The 17,796-nt window shown below is 74.4% G+C and carries 15 protein-coding genes; 2 read left to right on the top strand and 13 right to left on the bottom strand.

Annotated features, from left to right (window positions below; genetic code table 11):
- Positions 1-83: 83 nt before the first annotated feature.
- The 13 genes from ACFY0O_RS25405 to ACFY0O_RS25345 all read right to left on the bottom strand — a co-directional run bounded on the left by ACFY0O_RS25405 (position 84) and on the right by ACFY0O_RS25345 (position 15,472).
- Positions 84-2,480 carry an NADase-type glycan-binding domain-containing protein gene (locus tag ACFY0O_RS25405; RefSeq protein ID WP_388950371.1) on the bottom strand — a complete coding sequence of 799 codons (2,397 nt, stop codon included), beginning with the start codon at positions 2,478-2,480 and terminating at the stop codon, positions 84-86.
- Complete coding sequence (locus tag ACFY0O_RS25400; RefSeq protein ID WP_388950369.1) at positions 2,477-3,025, bottom strand: phage tail protein; 549 nt, start codon at positions 3,023-3,025, stop codon at positions 2,477-2,479. The genes ACFY0O_RS25405 and ACFY0O_RS25400 overlap by 4 nt, the downstream gene beginning before the upstream one ends.
- Positions 3,022-4,977 (bottom strand): putative baseplate assembly protein, encoded by a 1,956-nt coding sequence (locus ACFY0O_RS25395; protein WP_388950366.1) that lies wholly within the window; start codon positions 4,975-4,977, stop codon positions 3,022-3,024. The genes ACFY0O_RS25400 and ACFY0O_RS25395 overlap by 4 nt, the downstream gene beginning before the upstream one ends.
- Complete coding sequence (locus tag ACFY0O_RS25390; RefSeq protein WP_388950364.1) at positions 4,977-5,411, bottom strand: GPW/gp25 family protein; 435 nt, start codon at positions 5,409-5,411, stop codon at positions 4,977-4,979. Before ACFY0O_RS25390 ends, ACFY0O_RS25395 begins: the two co-directional genes overlap by 1 nt.
- Positions 5,412-5,427: 16 nt before the next feature.
- Positions 5,428-7,377, bottom strand: a complete 1,950-nt coding sequence (locus ACFY0O_RS25385; RefSeq protein WP_388950361.1) for a VgrG-related protein — start codon at positions 7,375-7,377, stop codon at positions 5,428-5,430.
- Positions 7,374-8,105, bottom strand: a complete 732-nt coding sequence (locus tag ACFY0O_RS25380) for a hypothetical protein (RefSeq protein WP_388950360.1) — start codon at positions 8,103-8,105, stop codon at positions 7,374-7,376. Before ACFY0O_RS25380 ends, ACFY0O_RS25385 begins: the two co-directional genes overlap by 4 nt.
- A 64-nt stretch (positions 8,106-8,169) precedes the next feature.
- Entirely contained in the window at positions 8,170-8,637 is a 468-nt protein-coding gene (locus tag ACFY0O_RS25375) for a phage tail protein (RefSeq protein WP_388950357.1), read from the bottom strand.
- Positions 8,631-9,095, bottom strand: coding sequence for a phage tail protein (locus ACFY0O_RS25370; protein WP_388950355.1), 465 nt, complete (start codon positions 9,093-9,095; stop codon positions 8,631-8,633). The genes ACFY0O_RS25375 and ACFY0O_RS25370 overlap by 7 nt, the downstream gene beginning before the upstream one ends.
- 77 nt (positions 9,096-9,172) lie before the next feature.
- The gene (locus ACFY0O_RS25365) at positions 9,173-12,874 is read right to left on the bottom strand and encodes a DUF4157 domain-containing protein (protein WP_388950352.1); all 3,702 of its coding nucleotides are present in this window, start codon (positions 12,872-12,874) and stop codon (positions 9,173-9,175) included.
- A 33-nt stretch (positions 12,875-12,907) separates the two neighbouring features.
- Complete coding sequence (locus tag ACFY0O_RS25360; protein WP_388950633.1) at positions 12,908-13,063, bottom strand: DUF6760 family protein; 156 nt, start codon at positions 13,061-13,063, stop codon at positions 12,908-12,910.
- Complete coding sequence (locus ACFY0O_RS25355; RefSeq protein ID WP_388950350.1) at positions 13,060-13,455, bottom strand: hypothetical protein; 396 nt, start codon at positions 13,453-13,455, stop codon at positions 13,060-13,062. Before ACFY0O_RS25355 ends, ACFY0O_RS25360 begins: the two co-directional genes overlap by 4 nt.
- A complete protein-coding gene (locus tag ACFY0O_RS25350; RefSeq protein ID WP_388950347.1) occupies positions 13,452-13,895 on the bottom strand; it encodes a phage tail protein in 444 nt (147 codons plus the stop codon). Before ACFY0O_RS25350 ends, ACFY0O_RS25355 begins: the two co-directional genes overlap by 4 nt.
- A 56-nt stretch (positions 13,896-13,951) precedes the next feature.
- Positions 13,952-15,472, bottom strand: coding sequence for a phage tail sheath family protein (locus tag ACFY0O_RS25345; protein ID WP_388950344.1), 1,521 nt, complete (start codon positions 15,470-15,472; stop codon positions 13,952-13,954).
- Positions 15,473-15,699: 227 nt separating this feature from the next.
- Between ACFY0O_RS25345 and ACFY0O_RS25340 the strand changes: the two genes are divergently transcribed.
- Both ACFY0O_RS25340 and ACFY0O_RS25335 read left to right on the top strand, forming a co-directional pair.
- A complete protein-coding gene (locus tag ACFY0O_RS25340; RefSeq protein WP_388950342.1) occupies positions 15,700-16,335 on the top strand; it encodes a Pvc16 family protein in 636 nt (211 codons plus the stop codon).
- Positions 16,336-16,416: 81 nt separating this feature from the next.
- The gene (locus ACFY0O_RS25335; protein ID WP_388950340.1) at positions 16,417-17,790 is read left to right on the top strand and encodes a sensor histidine kinase; all 1,374 of its coding nucleotides are present in this window, start codon (positions 16,417-16,419) and stop codon (positions 17,788-17,790) included.
- The last annotated feature ends 6 nt before the right edge of the window (positions 17,791-17,796 follow it).

Raw genomic sequence — 17,796 nt, 5'->3', positions numbered from 1 at the left:
TGCGCCGCCGTCTCGGCGAAGGCAGTCCGCCGATCGGCCCGTTCTGCGGGGGGAATCCGTCCGGCCGTCCGCCCGCCCGGCGATCACCAGCCCAGTCCGCCCGTCTGTTGCTGCAGTTCGATCGCGGACAAGGCCGCTTCCTTGTCCTTCGGAGCCGAGTGGTAGGAGATGATTTCCAGCGTGACGGTGGTGACCTCGCCTTCGCTGTCCAGCTTGATCTCCTGTGCCTTGAACTTGTCGCGCAGTTCCACCATCTGGCTCTTGCCGTTGGAGTACGAGACCTTCATCTGCTTGATCCGGGCGTAGTTGCGGAACTGCTCCTCGGTGCCGTTGAGCACCTTCGCCCCGTCGATCGTGGTCGCGCCGGCCAGTTCGATCTTGATCGAGACCGTATGCGAACCGACGGGCCACGACCAGAAGGTGTTCGTGTAGGGGTCCAAGGCCTGGTCGGCGGGGTGCTCCTTGGTCTGGTGGCTGGCCGTGACCTTGAGTGCCTGAACGGGGGTCAGCTGGGGGTGGACCATGTCGTTGAAGCCGTTCTGCACGGACTCGATCCGCTTCCAGACCGCCAGGCGGAACGGCTCGTGGACGCCGTAGACGACGGCGACGGTCAGCCCCACGACGCCGGCGACCATCCGGAGCGGGCCGGCCAGGGAGCCGAGGGTGGGTATCTTGCGCTTGTCCTTGACGCCCTCCTGGCCGGGACGGGCACCCGCCGGCAGGACCATGCCGGTCCGCCTGGGGAGGTACCGCTTCCACCAGCGCACGCCGACGACCCGCTCCTGCGCGAGCTTCTCGCCGCAGCGGTTGCAGAAGGAACGGGACGGCTCGTTGCCCTGGCCGCACGAGGGGCAGAGCAGGTCGCCGACCTCCCGCCGCGTGGGCAGCCGCTGCCTGCCGGGGCGCGGGCGCGGCTGGGCGGCGGCCGGAGCCATTGCCTCCGGCTCGGTGGGTGGGGGGGTCTGGTCGTTCGGCTTCCGGAGCGAGACGTCGGGGCGGGTGCCGGGGGTCTCCTCGTCGTCCTCGTCGTCATCGGCCGTGACGGCCGGGCTCTTCTTCAGGGGATCCGGTTTGTCGTCGTCCTCGTCGAGGAGGCCCCTGAGCCATTCGTCGTCCTCGTCCTCGTCGTCGGCGGCGAGGATCTTCGCGAGCCAGTCCTCCTCGTCCTCGTCGTCCTCCTCGTCGCCTTCCGCGCCCGCGTCGTCGGCCGTCGGCTTCTTCTTGAGCGGGTCCGGCTTGGCGTCGCCCTCGCCCGCGTCCTCGTCGTCCGCGTCGAGGAGGCCCTTGAGCCATTCGTCGTCCTCGTCCTCGTCGTCGGCGGAGGCGAGGACCTTCGCGAGCCAGTCGTCGGCATCCGCCCCGGCGCCGGACGCCGCTGCCTTCGGGGCGCTCGCGTCGCGGGGCGCGGGTGGTGGCGGTGGGGGCGGAGGGGGTGCGAGCGCGTCAACCGCTGCCGCAGCACGCCGCGAAGGCCCGCCCATGCCGGGCGGGCCCGGGCGGTCAGGGCCTCCGTCCATGCCGGGCGGGCGGCCCATGCCGAGGGGTCGGGGGTGGTCGGGGTCGCTGCCCATGCCGAGCGGCCCGACCAGGCCGGGCGGGCCGGGGCGGCCGGGGCCGCCGCCCAGGCCCGGAGGCAGGGGGCGGTCGGGGCCGCTGTCCATGCCCGGGGGCCGGCCCGTGCCGGGCGGGCCCGGGCGGCCGGGTGCGGCGCCCATGCCGGGCGGCCCGCCCATGCCGGGGGGCCGGGGGCGGTCGGGGTCGCTGCCGATGCCGGGGGGCCGGCCCATGCCGCCCATCCCCGGGGGCCCGGGGCGGGCAGGGCCTCCGCCCACGCCCGGCGGCCCGCCCAGGCCAGGGGGGCTGGGGCGGCCGGGTGCGCCGCCCATGCCGGGGGGCCGGCTCATGCCGGGCGGGCCCGGGCGGTCGGGTGCGGCGCCCATGCCGGGCGGGCCGCCCATGCCGGGGCGGCCGGGGGCGCCACCCATGCCGGGGGGCCCGCCCATGCCGGGGGGCCCGCCCATGCCGGGCGGGCTGGGGCGGCCCGGTCCTGAGGCCATGCCAGGGGGGCCGGGGCGGCCGGGTGCGCCGCCCATGCCGGGCGGGCCGGGGCGGCCGGGTGCGCCGCCCATGCCGGGCGGGCCGGGGCGGCCGGGCCCCCCGCCCATGCCCGGTGGGCCGGGGCGGCCGCCCATGCCCGGGGGGCCTGCGCCCATGCCGTTGCCCATGCCCATGCCGGCGGGGCCCGTCCGGCCCGGGATCGGGTCCGCCTTGCCCACGTCTACGTACAGGGCCCGCGCGCGGTCCAGCAGGGTGCGGGGGGCACTCGCCTCGGCCTCGGCCTCGGCCTTGATCTCCTCGCGCTTCTCCTCGTCGAGGTCGAGTTCGACCTTGTGCCCGGTCCATTCGAGAAAGCTCCCGCAGGAACCGCAGAACGCGTCGCCCGCCTCGTTGTGGAACCCGCACTTACGGCAGACGATCACCCCGGCAGGACCTCCACCACGTGGGGGAGGTGGGCCGGCTTGGCGGCCGCCACGAACCGCTCCACCACCGCCCGGTCCACCGCCACCTCCGGCGCGATCCGTACGGTCAGCAGCGGGGACGCCGGCAGCGCCCGTCCGCCGAGGCCCCCCGTCACCGAGGGAGACGTCCGCACGCTCACCACCGAGCCGTCCTCGACCTCCACCCGCCCCCCGAACATCAGCCACAGGTGGTCGCGGAGCCCGGCCGCCGTTCCCCGCCGCCGGTACAGGTCCCCGGCGGCCACCAGCAGCCGCCGGCGGCGCGCGGGGTCCGGGGCGTTGCCCAGGTCGACGTCGAGCCATCCCGCCAGCCACGGCAGGAAGTCCTCCGGGGCCAGGGCCGGGTCCAGGTAGTGCTCCAGGCAGTCGAGCGTGGAGATCACCGGCGCCACGACGTCGTCCAGCCCCGCCGTGAACCGCTGGACGAACCCGTCCTCCTGGAACACGGCCGGCAGCATCCCCCCGATCGGGTAGGGCGTGGCCAGCCCCTCGACGGTGCCCCTCACGACCGCTCCTCCACCCGGACGTGGTGCTCGTAGGAGAACACCAGGCTGGACGGGTCCAGTTCCAGCCGGTCGGTCGGCTCGCCGTGCGCGCCCGTCACGGGGTTCGCGCCGTACAGCTTCAACTCCTCGACCAGGTCCACCCCGTCCACGGCGTGCAGCCGGGCGTACAGGTCCCCGGTCTGCACCGGCCGGCCGAAGGGCCAGCCCGTCCCCTCCGGTCCGCCCTCGATGGGGTCGAGGAACCCGTACAGCGCCGCCGAGACGTCGTCGTGGACCTGTTCCGGATCGGCGCCCCGGCGGGCCCGGACCCGGGCGATCACCGTCACCGCCCGGTACAGCGGCGGTTCGATGAGCACGTTCGTGCCCAGCAGGCGCCTCGGTTCCAGGTGCGCGGCGATCCGCTCCAGGACCGTCTCGGGCGGCACCAGGTGCTCGAAGCGGATGTGGGTGCCGCCCGGGGGAGCGGGCACGACCAGGAGCTTCACCGACCCGGCCGGCACGTCGGGTTCGCCCGCGGCCAGGCAGCGCACGCGGGCGATCTCCGGGGCCGCCTGCCGGGCGAGGACCTCGTAGTCCTCTGCGGTCACCGCGCGGTCGCGGGTGCGCAGCAGCAGCGGGGCGCGGTCGCGGAGGTCGGCGAGGTCCTCGCCGTCCAGCCCGCCGGACGAGGGTTCCATGTTCTCGACGTCGGTGACGAAGGGGACGGCCGAGGTCAGGGTCTCGATCGCGCCCGCGCCGACGTTGCCGCGCAGGCCGCCGCCGGTCGCGTACGAGCGGATCACCACCTGGGCGTCCCGCTCGGGCACCGCGCCGAGCTGGCGCACCGAACCGTCCGGCTCGCGCAGCACCGGCCCGAAGCAGACCGTGCCCGAGGCCGGGTCCAGGAGGTAGTGGCGGTCCTGCGGACCGCTGTCGGCGAAGTGGTCCACCCGGGTCCAGCGCGTCCAGCCGTCCTTGCCGCTGGTCTCCAGCACGGGCTCGGACACGTTGAGCAGGACCGGGCGCCGGGCCAGGGACAGCCGCTGGCCGGGCGTGCCCTCCGCCGTGCCCAGCACCTCGCCCTCGACGATCTCGGCGTGCACGGCGGCCGCGGTGGCGCCCACGACACCGGCGCTCAGCGCGGTGATCTTCGGGGAGGAGCTGTACGCGGGCACGTCCTCGCCGGCCCGCACGACCACGGCGCGCAGCCAGCCGGCGCTGCGGCCTTCCAGAACGCTGGCCTCGTGCCGCGCCGGGAGCCCCAGGACCACCCGGCCGGGCCGGTTCAGGCCGCCGGTGGTGTCCTCGTGGAGCACGCACTCCTGCCAGGCGGTCCCGTCCCAGGCCTCCCAGGCCAGGGGCGGCCGGTCGGGGTCCACGCCGATGCCCTGGACGGCGCACTCGAAGTCCAGGCGCACCATGCAGCGGGGGGCGACCTCGTTCAGTCCGATCAGCAGGGCGTCCCCGGGCTCGGGGCAGCCGTCGCCGAAGGCCTCGAAGTCGATGTCGAGCCGCAGGTGCTCCTCGCGCGGTACGAGGGCCCCGCGCGCGGAGTCGAGGGTCAGCAGGTGCTCCAGCCGGGCGGCGGGCATGGTCAGCTCGTGGACGGTGGAGAAGACGACCGGCTCCAGCCCGTCGCCCGCGCGGGTCGCCGCGCTCGTGCCCCGGGGCAGCACCACGGGGGCGGAGGCGGGCGCCGAGAGCCAGAACGTCACCGCGGCCCGGGCCGCGGTGGGTGCGGACAGCCCGAAGCCCATCATCTTCAGGAACGTCAGGTACAGCCGGTCGGGGACCTGGTTGACCCTGTAGATCAGCTGGTCCGTCATGAAGGCGAAGGTCTCGATCAGCGTGACGCCGGGGTCGGAGACGTTGTGCTCCGTCCATTCGGGGCAGCGGCGCATCACCATGCGCTTGGCGTCGTCGACCAGGTCCTGGAAGCGCCGGTCGTCCAGGTGGGGGATCGGCAGGGACATCAGTAGTCGCCCTCCTCGGGGATGACATAGAAGGGGAAGACCAGGTTCCGCCAGTCGTTGGTCGCCTTCACGGTGTATTGCACGTCGATGTGGAGCAGTGAGGGCCGGTCCGGGTCCCCCGTCACGGCCACGTCCTGGACGTCGATGCGCGGCTCCCACATCAGGAGGGCCTCGCGCACCGCGCCGGCCATCTCGGCCCGGGTCCGGCCGCTGGTGTCACCGAAGACGAAGTCCCGCAGCCGGCAGCCGAAGTGCGGCCGCATCGGCCGCTCGCCGGGGTACGTGGACAGGATCAGGTACATCGCCTGTTCGATCTCGCGGGTGCCCCGGGCGAGCGCGATGCGGCCCTGTGCGTCCGTCCGCACGGGGAAGGCCCAGCCGGCTCCGACGAAGTCGGCCGGCAGGCCGCCGGAGGGGAGGGAGGGGAGTGGCATGGCGGCTTCGGGCCTTTCAGTTCAGCTTGATCGGGGTACCGCTGACCTTCACGACGGTCCCCTTGATGTCGAGTTGCCCCTTGCTCGTCAGGGAGAGCTTGCGGTCGGCGGACACGGCGATCTCGCCCCCCTCGACCAGTACGCGTCCCTTCACGCCCGCCTTGACGCTGACGGTGCCGGTCGCCCCCGCGTCCACCGTGACGGCCCCGCCGTCGCACTGGACGGTCAGCTTGCGCTGCCCGTCCCGGCCCGAGGGCGCGGCGTCGCACTTCAGCGTCACCGAGTGGGCGCGCTGGTCGATGACCAGGGCCATGTTCCCCTGGGCGTTGGCCAGGGTGACCTGGGATGTGGCCTGCGCGCCCCCGTCGGTGAACACGAGCATGTTGCCCGTGTCGGAGACGAAGCCGCGCCGGGCCACCTCGGCGGTCTTGCCCTTCTTCTGCAGGGCCGGGCCGCCGAGCCCCTTCTCGACGTACTTGCTGCGGGGGTTGACCAGGCTGCCCAGCACCACCGGGCGCTCCGGGTCCCCGAGTTCGAAGCCGACGAGGACCTCGTCGCCCACCCCGGGCAGGAACAGGGCCCCGCCGCGGTCGCCCCCGCTGAACTGCGCCACCCGGGCCCAGTCCGACTCGTAGTCCTCGGCCAGCCAGGGCAGGTGCAGCCGGACGCGGCCCCGGCCCGTCGGGTCGTTGATGTCGCTGACCACCGCGCAGACCACCCCCTCGACCGCGGGACGCTCCCGCCGCGAGGCGCCGGCGGCCAGGCCGTACAGGGAGCGGTCCTCACTGCCGCCGGCGGTGAACCGGGTCCGGTAGCCCTCCTGTTCCCCGAAGACGTGCTGGGCCTGGGAGACCCGCCAGCGTCCCGCGAAGGCCTTCGGTACGCCGTCCACCTCGACCTCCACCCCCGCCCGCACCCCCGGGTGGCCCATCAGCCGGCCCTCGGCCTCGCCGCGCGCACCGGCCAGCCGGGTGGCCAGCCCCTTGGCCCGCTCCGCCAGCCCCTGGGCCGCGGCGGCCCCCACGGCCGTCGCGCCCGTCACCACGTCGAGCCGGTCCGGCTTGGAGGCGCGGCGCTGGTTGGAGGGGGTCGACGGGTGGTCGAAGGTACTGGTCACGGCGGCGCCGGTCGGCCCGTCGCGGGAGTCGCGCACGTCCGCCCGGGAGGAGACGGCCTTGCCGCTGTGCGCGTCCCAGGCCCGTACCTCGACCTCGCGCGCCGGGCCGGAGGGGGTCAGCCGGGGGCGGAAGGCCAGCAGGTTGTCGCCGAAGGTCAGCGTGACCGGCCCGGAGGAGCCCCCGGACAGCAGGCCGCCCGCCTTGCCGGAGGGCGGCCCGAAGTGGAACTTCCCGTCCCGTACCCCGGTCTCCCAGCCGCGTGCCCGGGCCCGGCGGCGCAGGAACTCCCAGTCGGTCTCGGCCACCTGGGACACGTGCGCGTACCGGGTCCCGCTCATGTCGACGTCCCCGACCGGCAGCCCCGCGTCGGCGGCGACCTGCTGGGCGATCTGGCCGTCGGTGGAGTTGAGGAACGTACGGGTGGACCTGCCGCGGTGCAGGCGGTGGCTGGGGTCGAAGCCGCGGACGACGGTGTGCACGGTCATGTCCTGGCACACCGCCTCCACGGAGGTGATCTCGCCCGTGACCAGCACCGTGCCCGACGCCCCGCCGTCGGTGGCGGCCGCCAGCAGTTCCACCTTGCAGCCCGGCTGGAGGGCGCGCTCGTCGGCGGCGGTGGCGGCGATGTCCGGTTCGTGGAAGGTGATCTCGAACATGTCGGGCAGGTGGAGGTGGCTGTCCACGACCACCCGGACGACCCGGTCGGTCAGGGCCTCCGGCAGGTCGCCGGGGCGGTCGCGGCCGGCGCGGAGGGCGGGCCGGATGGTGAACGGACTCGAAGCCTCGCCGCCTCCGGAACCCGCCCGGCCGCCGCCCTTCGGCAGGGAAGACTGGATCCTGGGGCTCACCGGCTCTCCTCCGCTTCGAGCTCCCGGGGATTGGGCAGATACAGGGCCCGTCCCGGCTTGACCCGCAGCGGGTCCTCGATGTTGTTGATCCGGGCGATGTCCCGCCAGGCATGGGGGCTGCCGTAGCCGTCGAGTGCGACGGCCTGGAGGTTCTCCCCCTCTATGAGGGTCCGGGCGGCGCGGTCGGGGAGGCCGCCGGACGTGGGGTTGGTGGGCAGGGTGCCGAGGATGCTGGGCTGCTCGGTCATCTGCAGGGTGACCTTGGCGCGCACCGGGATCGCGTCCGCGTTGAAGCGGACGTACTTGATGGTGGCCGAGATCAGCATGACCGAATACATGAACCCCATGCCGGGCGGCCCCCACATGAACGTCAGCGTGGGCAGCCGGTTCCTGAGCTCGTACTTCTTGCCCGTCACGGTCTCGACCACCACACCGAGCTTCTGCCCCAGGAAGCCGCTGCCCGGGGACATCCAGTTGAGCAGCTGGTCGCACAGGGGCTTGGTCTCCATGCCGCGGATGGTGACCTCGCTGAGGGAGATCTTCGCCGGGTCGGCCCGCTTGCACTGGGTGCCCTGGCTGCCGCCCTTCTTGCCGGGGGTGTTCCCGACCCGGACGTCCCGCGAGATGCTGATCGAATCCGGGTTCAGCTGGAAGGGTACGGCGCCGATCATCGGCGCCTGCGTACACGTCAGCAACGCGGGGCCGTACGTGTTCCCGAAGTCGGGCATGGCGCGCGGGCCTCCTTCTTGTCGTGGTGCGACCGGGCGGGGTGCCCGGGTGGTGCGGCAGGGCCTACAGGAAGCCCTGGTGGATGAGTTCGAGGGTTTCCAGGGCGACGTTGGCGTTGGTGGCGTCCATGTCCGGGCCCTTCCAGGACTTCGGGTAGACGCTGCGCAGGGTCCACTCGAACACCGGCTTGGTCAGGGTGCTGGACGTGTCCATGAGCTTGATGGTGGCCGTGCCGCCGATGTCGGCGTCGTCGTTGCTGTTGATCCACGACTCCTGCATCAGCCGCAGCCAGCTGTGGACGGCCTGCGTGCCGTCCGGGGTGATGGCGCGGGTCAGCGTCACGGTGGAGTACGTGATCCGGGTGGGGAGCACGTGCGACTCGTGGTAGGAGCCGCCGACGTGCAGGACCTCGTTCTCGAAGGTCACGGCCAGGCCCTTGCAGCTGGCCCAGCCGCCGAGCTGGATCCCGTCGACGGAGACGTGGAAGCGGGCGTTCAGCCCCATCCGCGTCGTGGGCGACAGGTTCAGCACGTCGTCACGATGCCGTCGGTCAGGAAGCCGTTGTGCTGGAGCTCCAGGGTCTCCAGCGCCACCTTGCTCGTACCGGCTTCGAAGCCGCTGATGGCCCACTTCATCGGGAGGACGGCCTGCAGGTCCCAGCGGATGACCTCGGCGTTGTTGGGGTCCATCAGGATGATCGTCCCCGTGTGCGTGCCCGCCGCGCTCCCGAAGGAGTTGTTGGAGAGCCACTTCTGGACCTTCGTCGAGTCCTTGCACGCGGCCCGGGTGAGCTTGATGGCGGGGTACTCGGTGAAGCCGGGGAAGAACCAGCGGTCGTTGCCACCGTCACCGGCGCGGTAGTCGGCCATCTTCCAGGTGACCTCCAGCCCCTGGCACTGGTGCCAGCTGCCCAGGTCGATCTCGCCTTCGTCGAGGTGGACGACGAACCGGTTGGAGAGGGCGAGCGTGGACGTGTCGTTGAAGGGCATGTCGTTCCTTTCGGTTCAGTCAGTACGGGGATGGTGGGGACGGGGAAACAGGGGTCGGAGGCTGGTCGGAGCGCGGGTCAGGCGAAGCCGCCGCGTTGCCAGCCGGTCAGGAGGTCGCGCCGGATCTCGTCGATGAGCAGCGGATAGAGGCTGTCGGACAGCAGCCGCAGGGCGACTTCGTCGGCGGCCTCCACCAGTGCCGCGAGATCGGGGGGCCGGGTGGGAGCGGAGGCTTCGGCGACCGGCGTGACCAGGGGCGCCGGTTCGGTGGCGGCGTCGGTCGTGGGCAACGGGGCGGGGAGGGCTGCGGCGGACGGGGGGACGGGTGCGGGCGGGCGCGCTGCGCCACCGGCCGGCGCCGGAGCACCGGCGGGCCGTGCCGCGGTGACCGGGGCGGTCGCTGTCCACTCGGGGCCGGTGGTCCCCTCCTCCGCCTCGTCCTCGTCGTCGAGGAACGAACGGTCAGGGCGGCGGAGGTGCCGGCCACCGATCCGGTCCGAGGCGAACCTGCGCCATTTTCCGCGGTTCTCCTTCTCCTCGTCCTTGTCGTACGAGTAGAAGGGCCGGAGGACGTCGGACTGGAGCTCGGATGCGCTCTGCGCGAAGAACTCGGCCCAGTCCAGCGGGCGTTCTTCCTCCTCCGGCTCCACCGCTTTCGTGGTCGACCGCTTCGCCGCGTCAGCCTTCGCCTTCTTCATTTCCTTGGCCCCGGCCGCGTCCCATGCCGCCGACGGGATTCCGGGTTGCCCGTTGCCTTGGGCGGTGGTGCCCGGCGCCCCGGACTGGGCGGCCGCCGGGATCAAACCGTCCTGCCGAAGCCGGGCGACCAGGCCCGGGTACAGCGCGGCGAGGACGCCCGCTCCGTAGGCGGGTGCCGAAGCCGCCCGCGCCGTGCCCGGAACGGGCCCTGGAGCGGGCACGGCGTGTGGGGCGGGGGTCTTCGCGACGCCGGGGACCTGCGTGGGGGCTTCCCGGGTGTCGGGGGTGGTCGGGGTGGGGGCCTTCGCGACGCCCGGGGTCTCGGTGTGGGTTTCCGGGGTAGCGGAGGTGAAGGGTGCGGTGGGGGCCTTCGTGGTAGGCGGGTTCTCGGCGGGGGTGTCCCCGGTGCCGCGGGCGGTCGCCTCGGTCGGGTTTCCTCCGCCAGGCGCCCTGCCGGGGGCTCCGGCGCTCGAACCGGACGTCCATGCGTCCCCCGGAGCAATGGTTCCGGCGGGGCTCCCCACGATGGCCGGGCCGGGTCCGGTCTCCAAGCGCGGCCCGGGCGCCTCTTCCCCGCCTGGGCCGGGAGCGCTCAACGGCGCGGGTGCCTCGTCCGACGACGCCGAGGCCGCGGTCCCGTCCCGCCCCTCGTCGGCCGCGGAGGCCTCGGTGGACGGGGCGGTCCAGGTGAGCGGGCCCGTGATCTTGGCGGCGCTGCCGCCCGGGAGCAGGCCGTCGTGTTCCAGCATCTCGACCAGGTGCCGGTACAGCGGGCGGACGAGATCGGCGTCGTCGAAGGCCGCTGTGACGGCTTCACCGTCAGGCGTGGCGGGACCCGCGGGGGCGATCGCGGGATCGCCGTCGTCCGCCTGCGCCCACGGCAGGACCCCGTCCTCCTCTTCGGCGAGGAAGCTCCGGTCGGCCGGGCGCGATCCCCGCCGTTCCTCCGCCCACGTCCGCCACTCGTCCCGGTTGGCCCGCTGCTCCTCGACGCTGGGGGAGTAGAAGGGCCGCAGCAGATCGGTGCTCATCTGGGAAGCGGTCTGGGCGAAGAACTCGGTCCAGTCCAGGGGGCGTTCCTCGGCCTCCTCGTCCTCGTAGCCGTCCGCTGCCGTGCCCGCCTTGCGCAGGCGCAGCTCGAGGTCGATGCGCTCCTCATGGGTCAGCTCGGACACCGAGGACACGCGCCCGCCCTTGCCCAGCTCCTTGCGCAGGTCGTTGAGATGCTGGAGGTACTGCTCGGTGATCTCGTCCGCCGACGCGCGCTGGACACCGCTGGTGACCATGCCGGTCTCCGGGGTCCAGGACATCGGGGGCAGGCTGGGGGCCGGGGTGTCCTCGTGGTCGCAGACGGCCGGGGGCGGCTCGGGGGCCGGCGGGGCGGACGGGGCGGGCTCGGGGGCGCCCGGTTCGCCGCGGAAGAAGCGTTCGGCGACGAGGGCCTCGATCTCCAGGGAGAGGCCCTCCCGCGTGTCCTCGGCCGGGAGCGCGGCGCCGTGCCGCTCCTGCTGGACGGCGTGCGTCAGCTCGTGCGCGAGGAGCCCGCGGCCGCGACCGCTCTCGAGGTCCCCGGCCTCCTTGGGCAGGAAGACCGCTCCGCCCTCGGTGAAGGCACGGGCGGACATCCTCGCGGCGCGTTCGGAGGCGGCGCGGCCCCGGTGCACGGGTACGGCCGACACGTCCACCCCGTACAGGCGCGCGAAAGCGGCTGCCATGTCACGGGGCACGACGGCGGTGTCACCGGGCTCGGGTGCGGGCCCGGGCGGCGGGGCCGGGCCCCCGGAGGCGGCGCCCTGAGGGGGCGTGGCCTCCGTACCGCGCGCAGGACGGGCGGGCGGTGTCGCCGAGGGGGCCGCCGGGGCGGGAGCCGAGGGGGCGGTGCGGGGCGGGTGCGGGTGCGGCAGGGCCCGGCGGGGCGTGTCCGTGGCGCGTCCGGCGGCGGGCTCCCACGGCGGGCGCAGGCCCAGCGGGCGGCGCCCGGTGGGCGGGTCCGTACGGGGCGTGGCGCCGGGGGGCTCCTCGTCCGGCGGGAGGACCGGAATGGGCGGGGCAGCCGGGCGAGCGGGCGGGGCCGTCGGCGGGGTCTGCGAGGGCGCGGGCGGAGGAGGGTCGGCGGGCGTGGCCGCGGGCGCCGGGGCGGGCGTGGCCGGGGGTGCGTCGGCAGCCGGGGGCGCGGGCGCGGCGGCGGCCGGGGCGGGCGCGGGCGTCGGGGCGGGCGCAGGTGCAGGGGCTTCGGCCGTCGGCTGTGCGGTGGAGGCCGGGGCAGCCGGGGGCGCGGGCGCGGCCGGGACGCCCGGGGGAGCGTCGCCCGCCGGGGGCGTGGGCACGGCCGGGGCGGGATGGGTGAGGGGCTCGGGCTTGGGCGGGGCGGCCCGGCGCCGGCTCTCCGCCAGGGAGGGCCGCGCCGGCGGGGCCGGGCGGGGCGCCGCGCCGCGCTCGGCGGGCTCCCGCGCAGGGGCGGGCCCGGCGGACGGGGGAGTGCTCGGCTGGGCGTGCAGGCCCGTGAACCCCGGGAACAGGGCCGCGACTTCCTCGGGGCTCATCCCGGGAACCTCGCCGCGCATCCACGGCGGGGCCGGCTCGGCGGGCGTGGCGGGCCGGGGCGCGCCGACGTAACGGTCGTCCGCCCGGGTCAGCGACCCCTGCTCCGGAGCGAACGGGGCGGACGGGGCGGACGGGGCGAACGTGCCGGACGTGCCGGACGGGGCGACCCGCCCGGCGCGGCGGGCGGAGAACGGCGGCGGCAGCTGCGAGGGCTCCCGCAACGGCGGCTCGGCGGCAGTCGACGGGCCCTCCGCCCGCAGCCGGGGCCGGGCGGTGGCCAGACCGGTCACCGTACCCACCAGCCGCAGTACGGACGGCTGCGCGGTCCGCGCCGCGGGGCCGGCCGGCGCCCGCGTCCCGCCCGTCACCAGCAGGCCGGAGCCGATGGTGGGGGCACCCTGCGGCGCGGTGGCGGTGGTCCGCAGGGGCTCGGCCCGCCGCCACGCGTCCCGTCGTCCCTCCACCGCCGGGCCCGGAGCGGGAGCCTGGACGGCGGGGGGCTGCTCGCGGCGCTTGCGCCGAAGGGGCCAGATCATGGTGTTTCTCTCCCGGTCGCTGCCGGCCGGCGATCAGTCACCCGCCTGAGCGCGGTGGATCCGGCCGATCTCCTCGATGACCCTCTGGCGGACCGGATGCTCGAGGTCGAGGATCGGGTCCAGCTGCCAGTGCAGGTAGTACGCCACGTACGCCGCCTCCTCCCAGAGCCGGTCGGTGGCGTACGTCAGGATTCCCCCGGCGCATCACCGGCCACGTCGATCGCGAAATCGTGGCCGCAGGCGGGGCAGTCCACCTCGGTGCGGGTGTGGCCGTCCTGGTTGATGCGCCGGTACAGGTCCTGGAGGAACGCCAGGTCGGAGGCGAACAGGCCCTCGATGACGTACCCGCCGACCTCCTGGAGCGTGCCGAGGCTGACGACGGTCCGCTCCAGCAGCAGCACGGTCAGGTACGACGGGTTGGCCCGCACCCGGGCGTCCGCCTGCGGGGCGATCTCGTCGCGGGCCGTCGCCAGCCGCATGACGCCCTCACGGTGCAGGACCCCGGAGGAGTCCACGTAGCCGCGCGGCAGGACGAACGGGTACTCGGTGGAAAGCCCCTGCGGGGCGGCCGCCGTCGTCACGGTGCCACCCGCTGGAGGCGCTCGCAGACGATGGTCACCGTCTCCATCAGCACCTCGCTCGAGCCCGCCTTCAGGGCGCCCACCTCCAGCTTCGACGGCCACGCCGAGAAGAGGTAGTAGCGGGCCACCGGCGTGCCGTCGAAGCTGTACATCACCAGCGAGCAGCTCTTGCGGGCGATGTCGATCTCCCCGGACAGGACGCTCTGGTGCCAGGCCCACAGCTCCAGCCCGCTGCTCTTGCCGCGCTTGAGGACGACCGTCGGGGGCTTCGCCTTGCCCGGCAGCTTCTTGAAGATGACCTCCTTGTCGCTGGAGGACAGGTAGTCGACGGCCTCGACCTCGGTGGTGATGCCGGACAGCTCCGAGAACGAGGCGATCTCGTAGCCGTCGATGGTGATGGAGAACCGGGCGGCGGTCAGGGCGTCCTGGCCTGTGGTCATGCCGGGCTCCTTTCGTGCGTGACGGGGGAGGGGAGGGGGCCGGGCGCGGGCCCCGGCTACTCGTCGAGCGAGGCGCCGTCGGAGAACTGGGAGATGCGGAACACGACGAACTCGGCCGGCTTGACCACCGAGATGCCGATCTCGACGGTGAGGATGCCGCGGTCGCGGGCGTCGGCCGGGTTGTTCTCCTCGTCGCACTTGACGTAGAAGGCGTCGTCCGCGATCCGCCCGAACAGGGCGCCCTCGCGCCACACCCCGCGCAGGAACATGGTGACCGTCCGCTTGACGGAGTCCCACAGCTTCGGGTCGTTCGGCTCGAAGACCACCCAGCTGGTGCCGGAGAGGATGGACTTCTCCACGTAGTTGAACAGGCGGCGGACGTTGAGGTAGCGCCACTCGGGGTCGCTGCTGAGCGTGCGCGCGCCCCAGATCCGGATGCCCTGCCCGGGGAAGGCCCGGATGCAGTTGACGCCGAGCGGGTTGAGCTGGTCGTGCTCGCGCGGGGTCAGGGCCAGCTCCAGGGAGAGCGCCCCGCGCACCACCTCGTTGGCGGGCGCCTTGTGCACGCCGCGCGTGCTGTCGCTGCGGGCCCACACACCGGCGACATGACCGCTGGGCGGCAGCACCTGCGGCTTGCCGCTGGCCGGGTCCAGGACGCTGACCCAGGGCCAGTACAGGGCGGCGTACTTGGAGTCGTAGCCGGCCTCGTCGACCCGCCACTCCTTGACCTGCTGCGCGTTCAGGTCGGGCGGGGTGTCGAGCACCGCGACCCGGTCGCCCATCAGCTCGCAGTGGGCGATCACCGCCAGCTGCACGGCCTTGACCTGGTCGCGGTCGAGGGTCCCGGCGCGCAGGCAGGACATCAGGTCCGGCACGGCCAGCATGGTGACCTCGTCCACGGCCTCCAGGCCGCCGATGCCCGAACGGTCCGAAGTGGAGCCGATGAAGGCCTGCGGGCTCATCGGCGCCGAGGCGCAGCGGGCGTCGGCGCCGCCGGTGAGGGCGGTCGTGCCGGGGGCGGGCGCCCCGGCCTCCAGCTGCTCCACCGCGATCAGGCGTGAGTCGCGGCGCACCACGTCGGCGGCGGCCCGCGGGCCCTTGCCGGCGGTGAGGCCCTCGAAGCTCTCGAGCACCTGGCCGCCGCGCTTGACCACCAGGTTGAAGGCCGCGCCCTCGCCGGCGGTGACCTCGACGGAGAGCCCGTTGCCCTCGGCCCCGGCGGCGAGGGCGCGGACGGCGAGCGCCTTGTGGCGGCCGGGGGCCTGGCCCGCGAGGACCGCGCTCGCGGCGCAGGCGGCGCTCTCCTCGCCCTGCGGGGCCTCGACACGGACGACGTAGGCGCTGCCGCCACCGTTGAGGAAGTACCCGTACACGCTGTGCGGGAGGTAGCTGTCCTCGGTGAACTCGCCGAAGTGGCTGACGAACTGGGTCCAGTTCGTCACCAGGGTCGGAGCGTTCACCGGGCCCTTCTCGGTGAAGCCGACGAACGCGCAGACGGCGGTCCCGACGCCTTCGATCGGTTTCGAACCCGAGGACACCTCCTCTACGTACACGCCAGGAGAGAGGTAGTTGGGCATGGGACCTCCGGTGGAGCGAAGTGGCTGGACGCTGTGGTGCTGCGACTCTCGCAAGCCGGGACCCCCGGGGGGAGCCCCGATCGGACGGTCTGGAGGGCCCTCTTGACGGCCTGATCGGGTCGCCGATCGGCCCATGGGGCGTACGACCTGCCCGTCCGCCGGCCGGCGCGGCCCACGGGACGTTCCGCGGCCGTGCGCCGGGCGGAGGGCGGCGGCATACTCCGGGCATGCTGCACGCCTCTTCGAACGCCCTGCGCGCCCATGTGGAAGCCGCCCTCGGCGGCCGCTGCGCCGTGACGGCGGAGCCGCCCCCGACCTCCCTCGACACCTCGCCCGAACCGGACGGCCGCCCCCGGGGCATCGGGATCCACCTCTTCCACATCGCCGCCGCCGACCAGGGCCGGGCCGTCGACGCCGTCGAGGTGCGCGACGGCAGCTGCCGCGTGGTGGGACGGCGGCCCCCGGTGCGCCGCTACCGCACCCGCTGGCTGGTGTGGTCCTGGGCCCCGACGGCCCCCGAGCGCCTGGAACTGCTCGACGGGGTGCTCGCGCTGCTCGCCGCGGAGCCGGTGCTGCCCGAAGGGGCGGCCGGCCCGGAGCTGGCCGCCGGCGGACCGCTCCAGCTGGAGACGGCTCCCGCCGCCGGCACGGCCGCCGAACTGGCCGGGGTCTTCGCCGGCCTGGGCGTACCGGCCCGGCCGGCGCTGGAGCTCGTGCTCACGGCGGGCCTGGTGCCGCCGGTCGAGCCGGTGTCGGGCCCGCCGTCCGACGTCCGGCTCGTCTCCCGTCCGCATCGCCGGAGCCCGGGCGAGGAGGGTCCGGAGGGCTTTCCGGTGGGGCGCCAGATCGGGCCCCGGCGCTGACGCCGCAGGCCGCCGCCCCGGGCCCGGGCGGGAAGCCGGCGCCGTCGCCCGACCTGGCGCGGGGACGGCCATACTGGCCGGGTGAACCAGCGGACGGACACCCCCGAAGAGGGCAGAGGCGGACTTTCCGGCACTCCCGGACCCTCCCGCGCCGGCGCGACCCTCCGGCGGGCCTGGGGCCCGCTCCGCTCCCGCCTGCGACCCGGCCTGGACGAGTTCCCCCTCGTCAACGGCCAAGACGAGGTCACCGACCTGCTCGGCACCTTCCAGCAGCGCGCCCTGCAACGCCAGGCGGTGCTCCGCCTCGGCCTGCTGTGCGCCGCCTTCGCGGAGACCGTGCTCTTCCCCCCGCGCAACGCCGGCCTGGCCGACCTGATCCTGCTCTGCTACGCCCTGTACACCTTCGCGATGCTCGTCTTCGCCTGGCGCCGGGGAGCCATACGGCACGTGGCCTGGGCGGTGCCGACGGTGGACCTGCCGACCCTCGCCGTCCTGCTCAGCGTCACCGGCTACGTCGCCGACCCGGACTGGAAGAACCCGTTCATCTCGGACTGGCTGCTGATGGTCGTCATCATGACGGCCTTCCAGCTGCGTCCCCAGGTGACGGCGGTCACCGGCGCCCTGGCCACCGCCTTCTACGGCCTCGACGCCAACCTCAGCAACCTGGGCGATCCGGTCAGCCTGCACCACACCATCGGGCACACCATCGCGCTCTCCCTGGTCAGCCTCGCGGCGGTGCTCCTCTCGCGGATCCAGCAGGAACGGGTGAGACACATCGCCGCCCTGGCCCACGGCCGCGCCTCCATGCTCGCCACCACCCTCTCCCTCGTGGAACGGGACCGCCGCGACCTGGCGGAGGCCCTGCACGACGGGCCGCTGCAGAGCGTGCTCGCGGCCCGGCTCGACGTGGACGAGGCGGCCGACGCAGGCCCGAACCCGGCCCTGGACCGGGCGGACGGGGCCCTGCGGGACGCCGCCCGCCAGCTGCGCTCCTCCGTCACCGAGCTGCACCCCTCGGTCCTCGACCAGGTCGGCCTCAAGCAGGCGCTCCGGGACCTGGCGCAGCGGGCGGCGGAGCGGGGCAAGTTCACCGTCGAGGTGGTCTGCGACGCCTCCCCGGCGGGCTCGGAAGCGGACCGGCTCCTCTACAACTGCGCCCGGGAGTTCCTCACCAACGCCGTCAAGTACGCCCGTGCCCGGCACGTGGTCGTCCGCTTCACGGTCACCGGGACCGAGGCGAGCCTGTCCGTCTCCGACGACGGGATCGGGCTGCCCACGAGCGTCCTGAAGGAGCGGGTCGCCCAGGGGCACATCGGCATCGCCGCGCAGCAGCTGCGCCTCCAGGAGGTCGGCGGAGCCCTCACGGTCCACCCCAACACCCCCACCGGCACGGTCGTCGAGGTGCGCCTCCCGCTCAGGGCGGAGACGGCCGCCCCCGAGCGGCCGGGCGGCTGAGCGCGG

This window comes from Streptomyces sp. NPDC001594 (assembly GCF_042893675.1).
In the GTDB taxonomy this organism is placed as follows: Bacteria; Actinomycetota; Actinomycetes; order Streptomycetales; family Streptomycetaceae; genus Streptomyces.
This window is presented reverse-complemented; position numbering and strand designations above follow the sequence as displayed.

Coding starts and splice junctions, on each gene's coding strand:
- ACFY0O_RS25395 (WP_388950366.1), bottom strand. CDS start 4,977: ATGTCCCTGCCGATCCCCCACCTGGACGACCGGCGCTTCCAGGACCTG.
- ACFY0O_RS25390 (WP_388950364.1), bottom strand. CDS start 5,411: ATGCCACTCCCCTCCCTCCCCTCCGGCGGCCTGCCGGCCGACTTCGTC.
- ACFY0O_RS25380 (WP_388950360.1), bottom strand. CDS start 8,105: ATGCCCGACTTCGGGAACACGTACGGCCCCGCGTTGCTGACGTGTACG.
- ACFY0O_RS25370 (WP_388950355.1), bottom strand. CDS start 9,095: ATGCCCTTCAACGACACGTCCACGCTCGCCCTCTCCAACCGGTTCGTC.
- ACFY0O_RS25365 (WP_388950352.1), bottom strand. CDS start 12,874: ATGATCTGGCCCCTTCGGCGCAAGCGCCGCGAGCAGCCCCCCGCCGTC.
- ACFY0O_RS25350 (WP_388950347.1), bottom strand. CDS start 13,895: ATGACCACAGGCCAGGACGCCCTGACCGCCGCCCGGTTCTCCATCACC.
- ACFY0O_RS25345 (WP_388950344.1), bottom strand. CDS start 15,472: ATGCCCAACTACCTCTCTCCTGGCGTGTACGTAGAGGAGGTGTCCTCG.
- ACFY0O_RS25340 (WP_388950342.1), top strand. CDS start 15,700: ATGCTGCACGCCTCTTCGAACGCCCTGCGCGCCCATGTGGAAGCCGCC.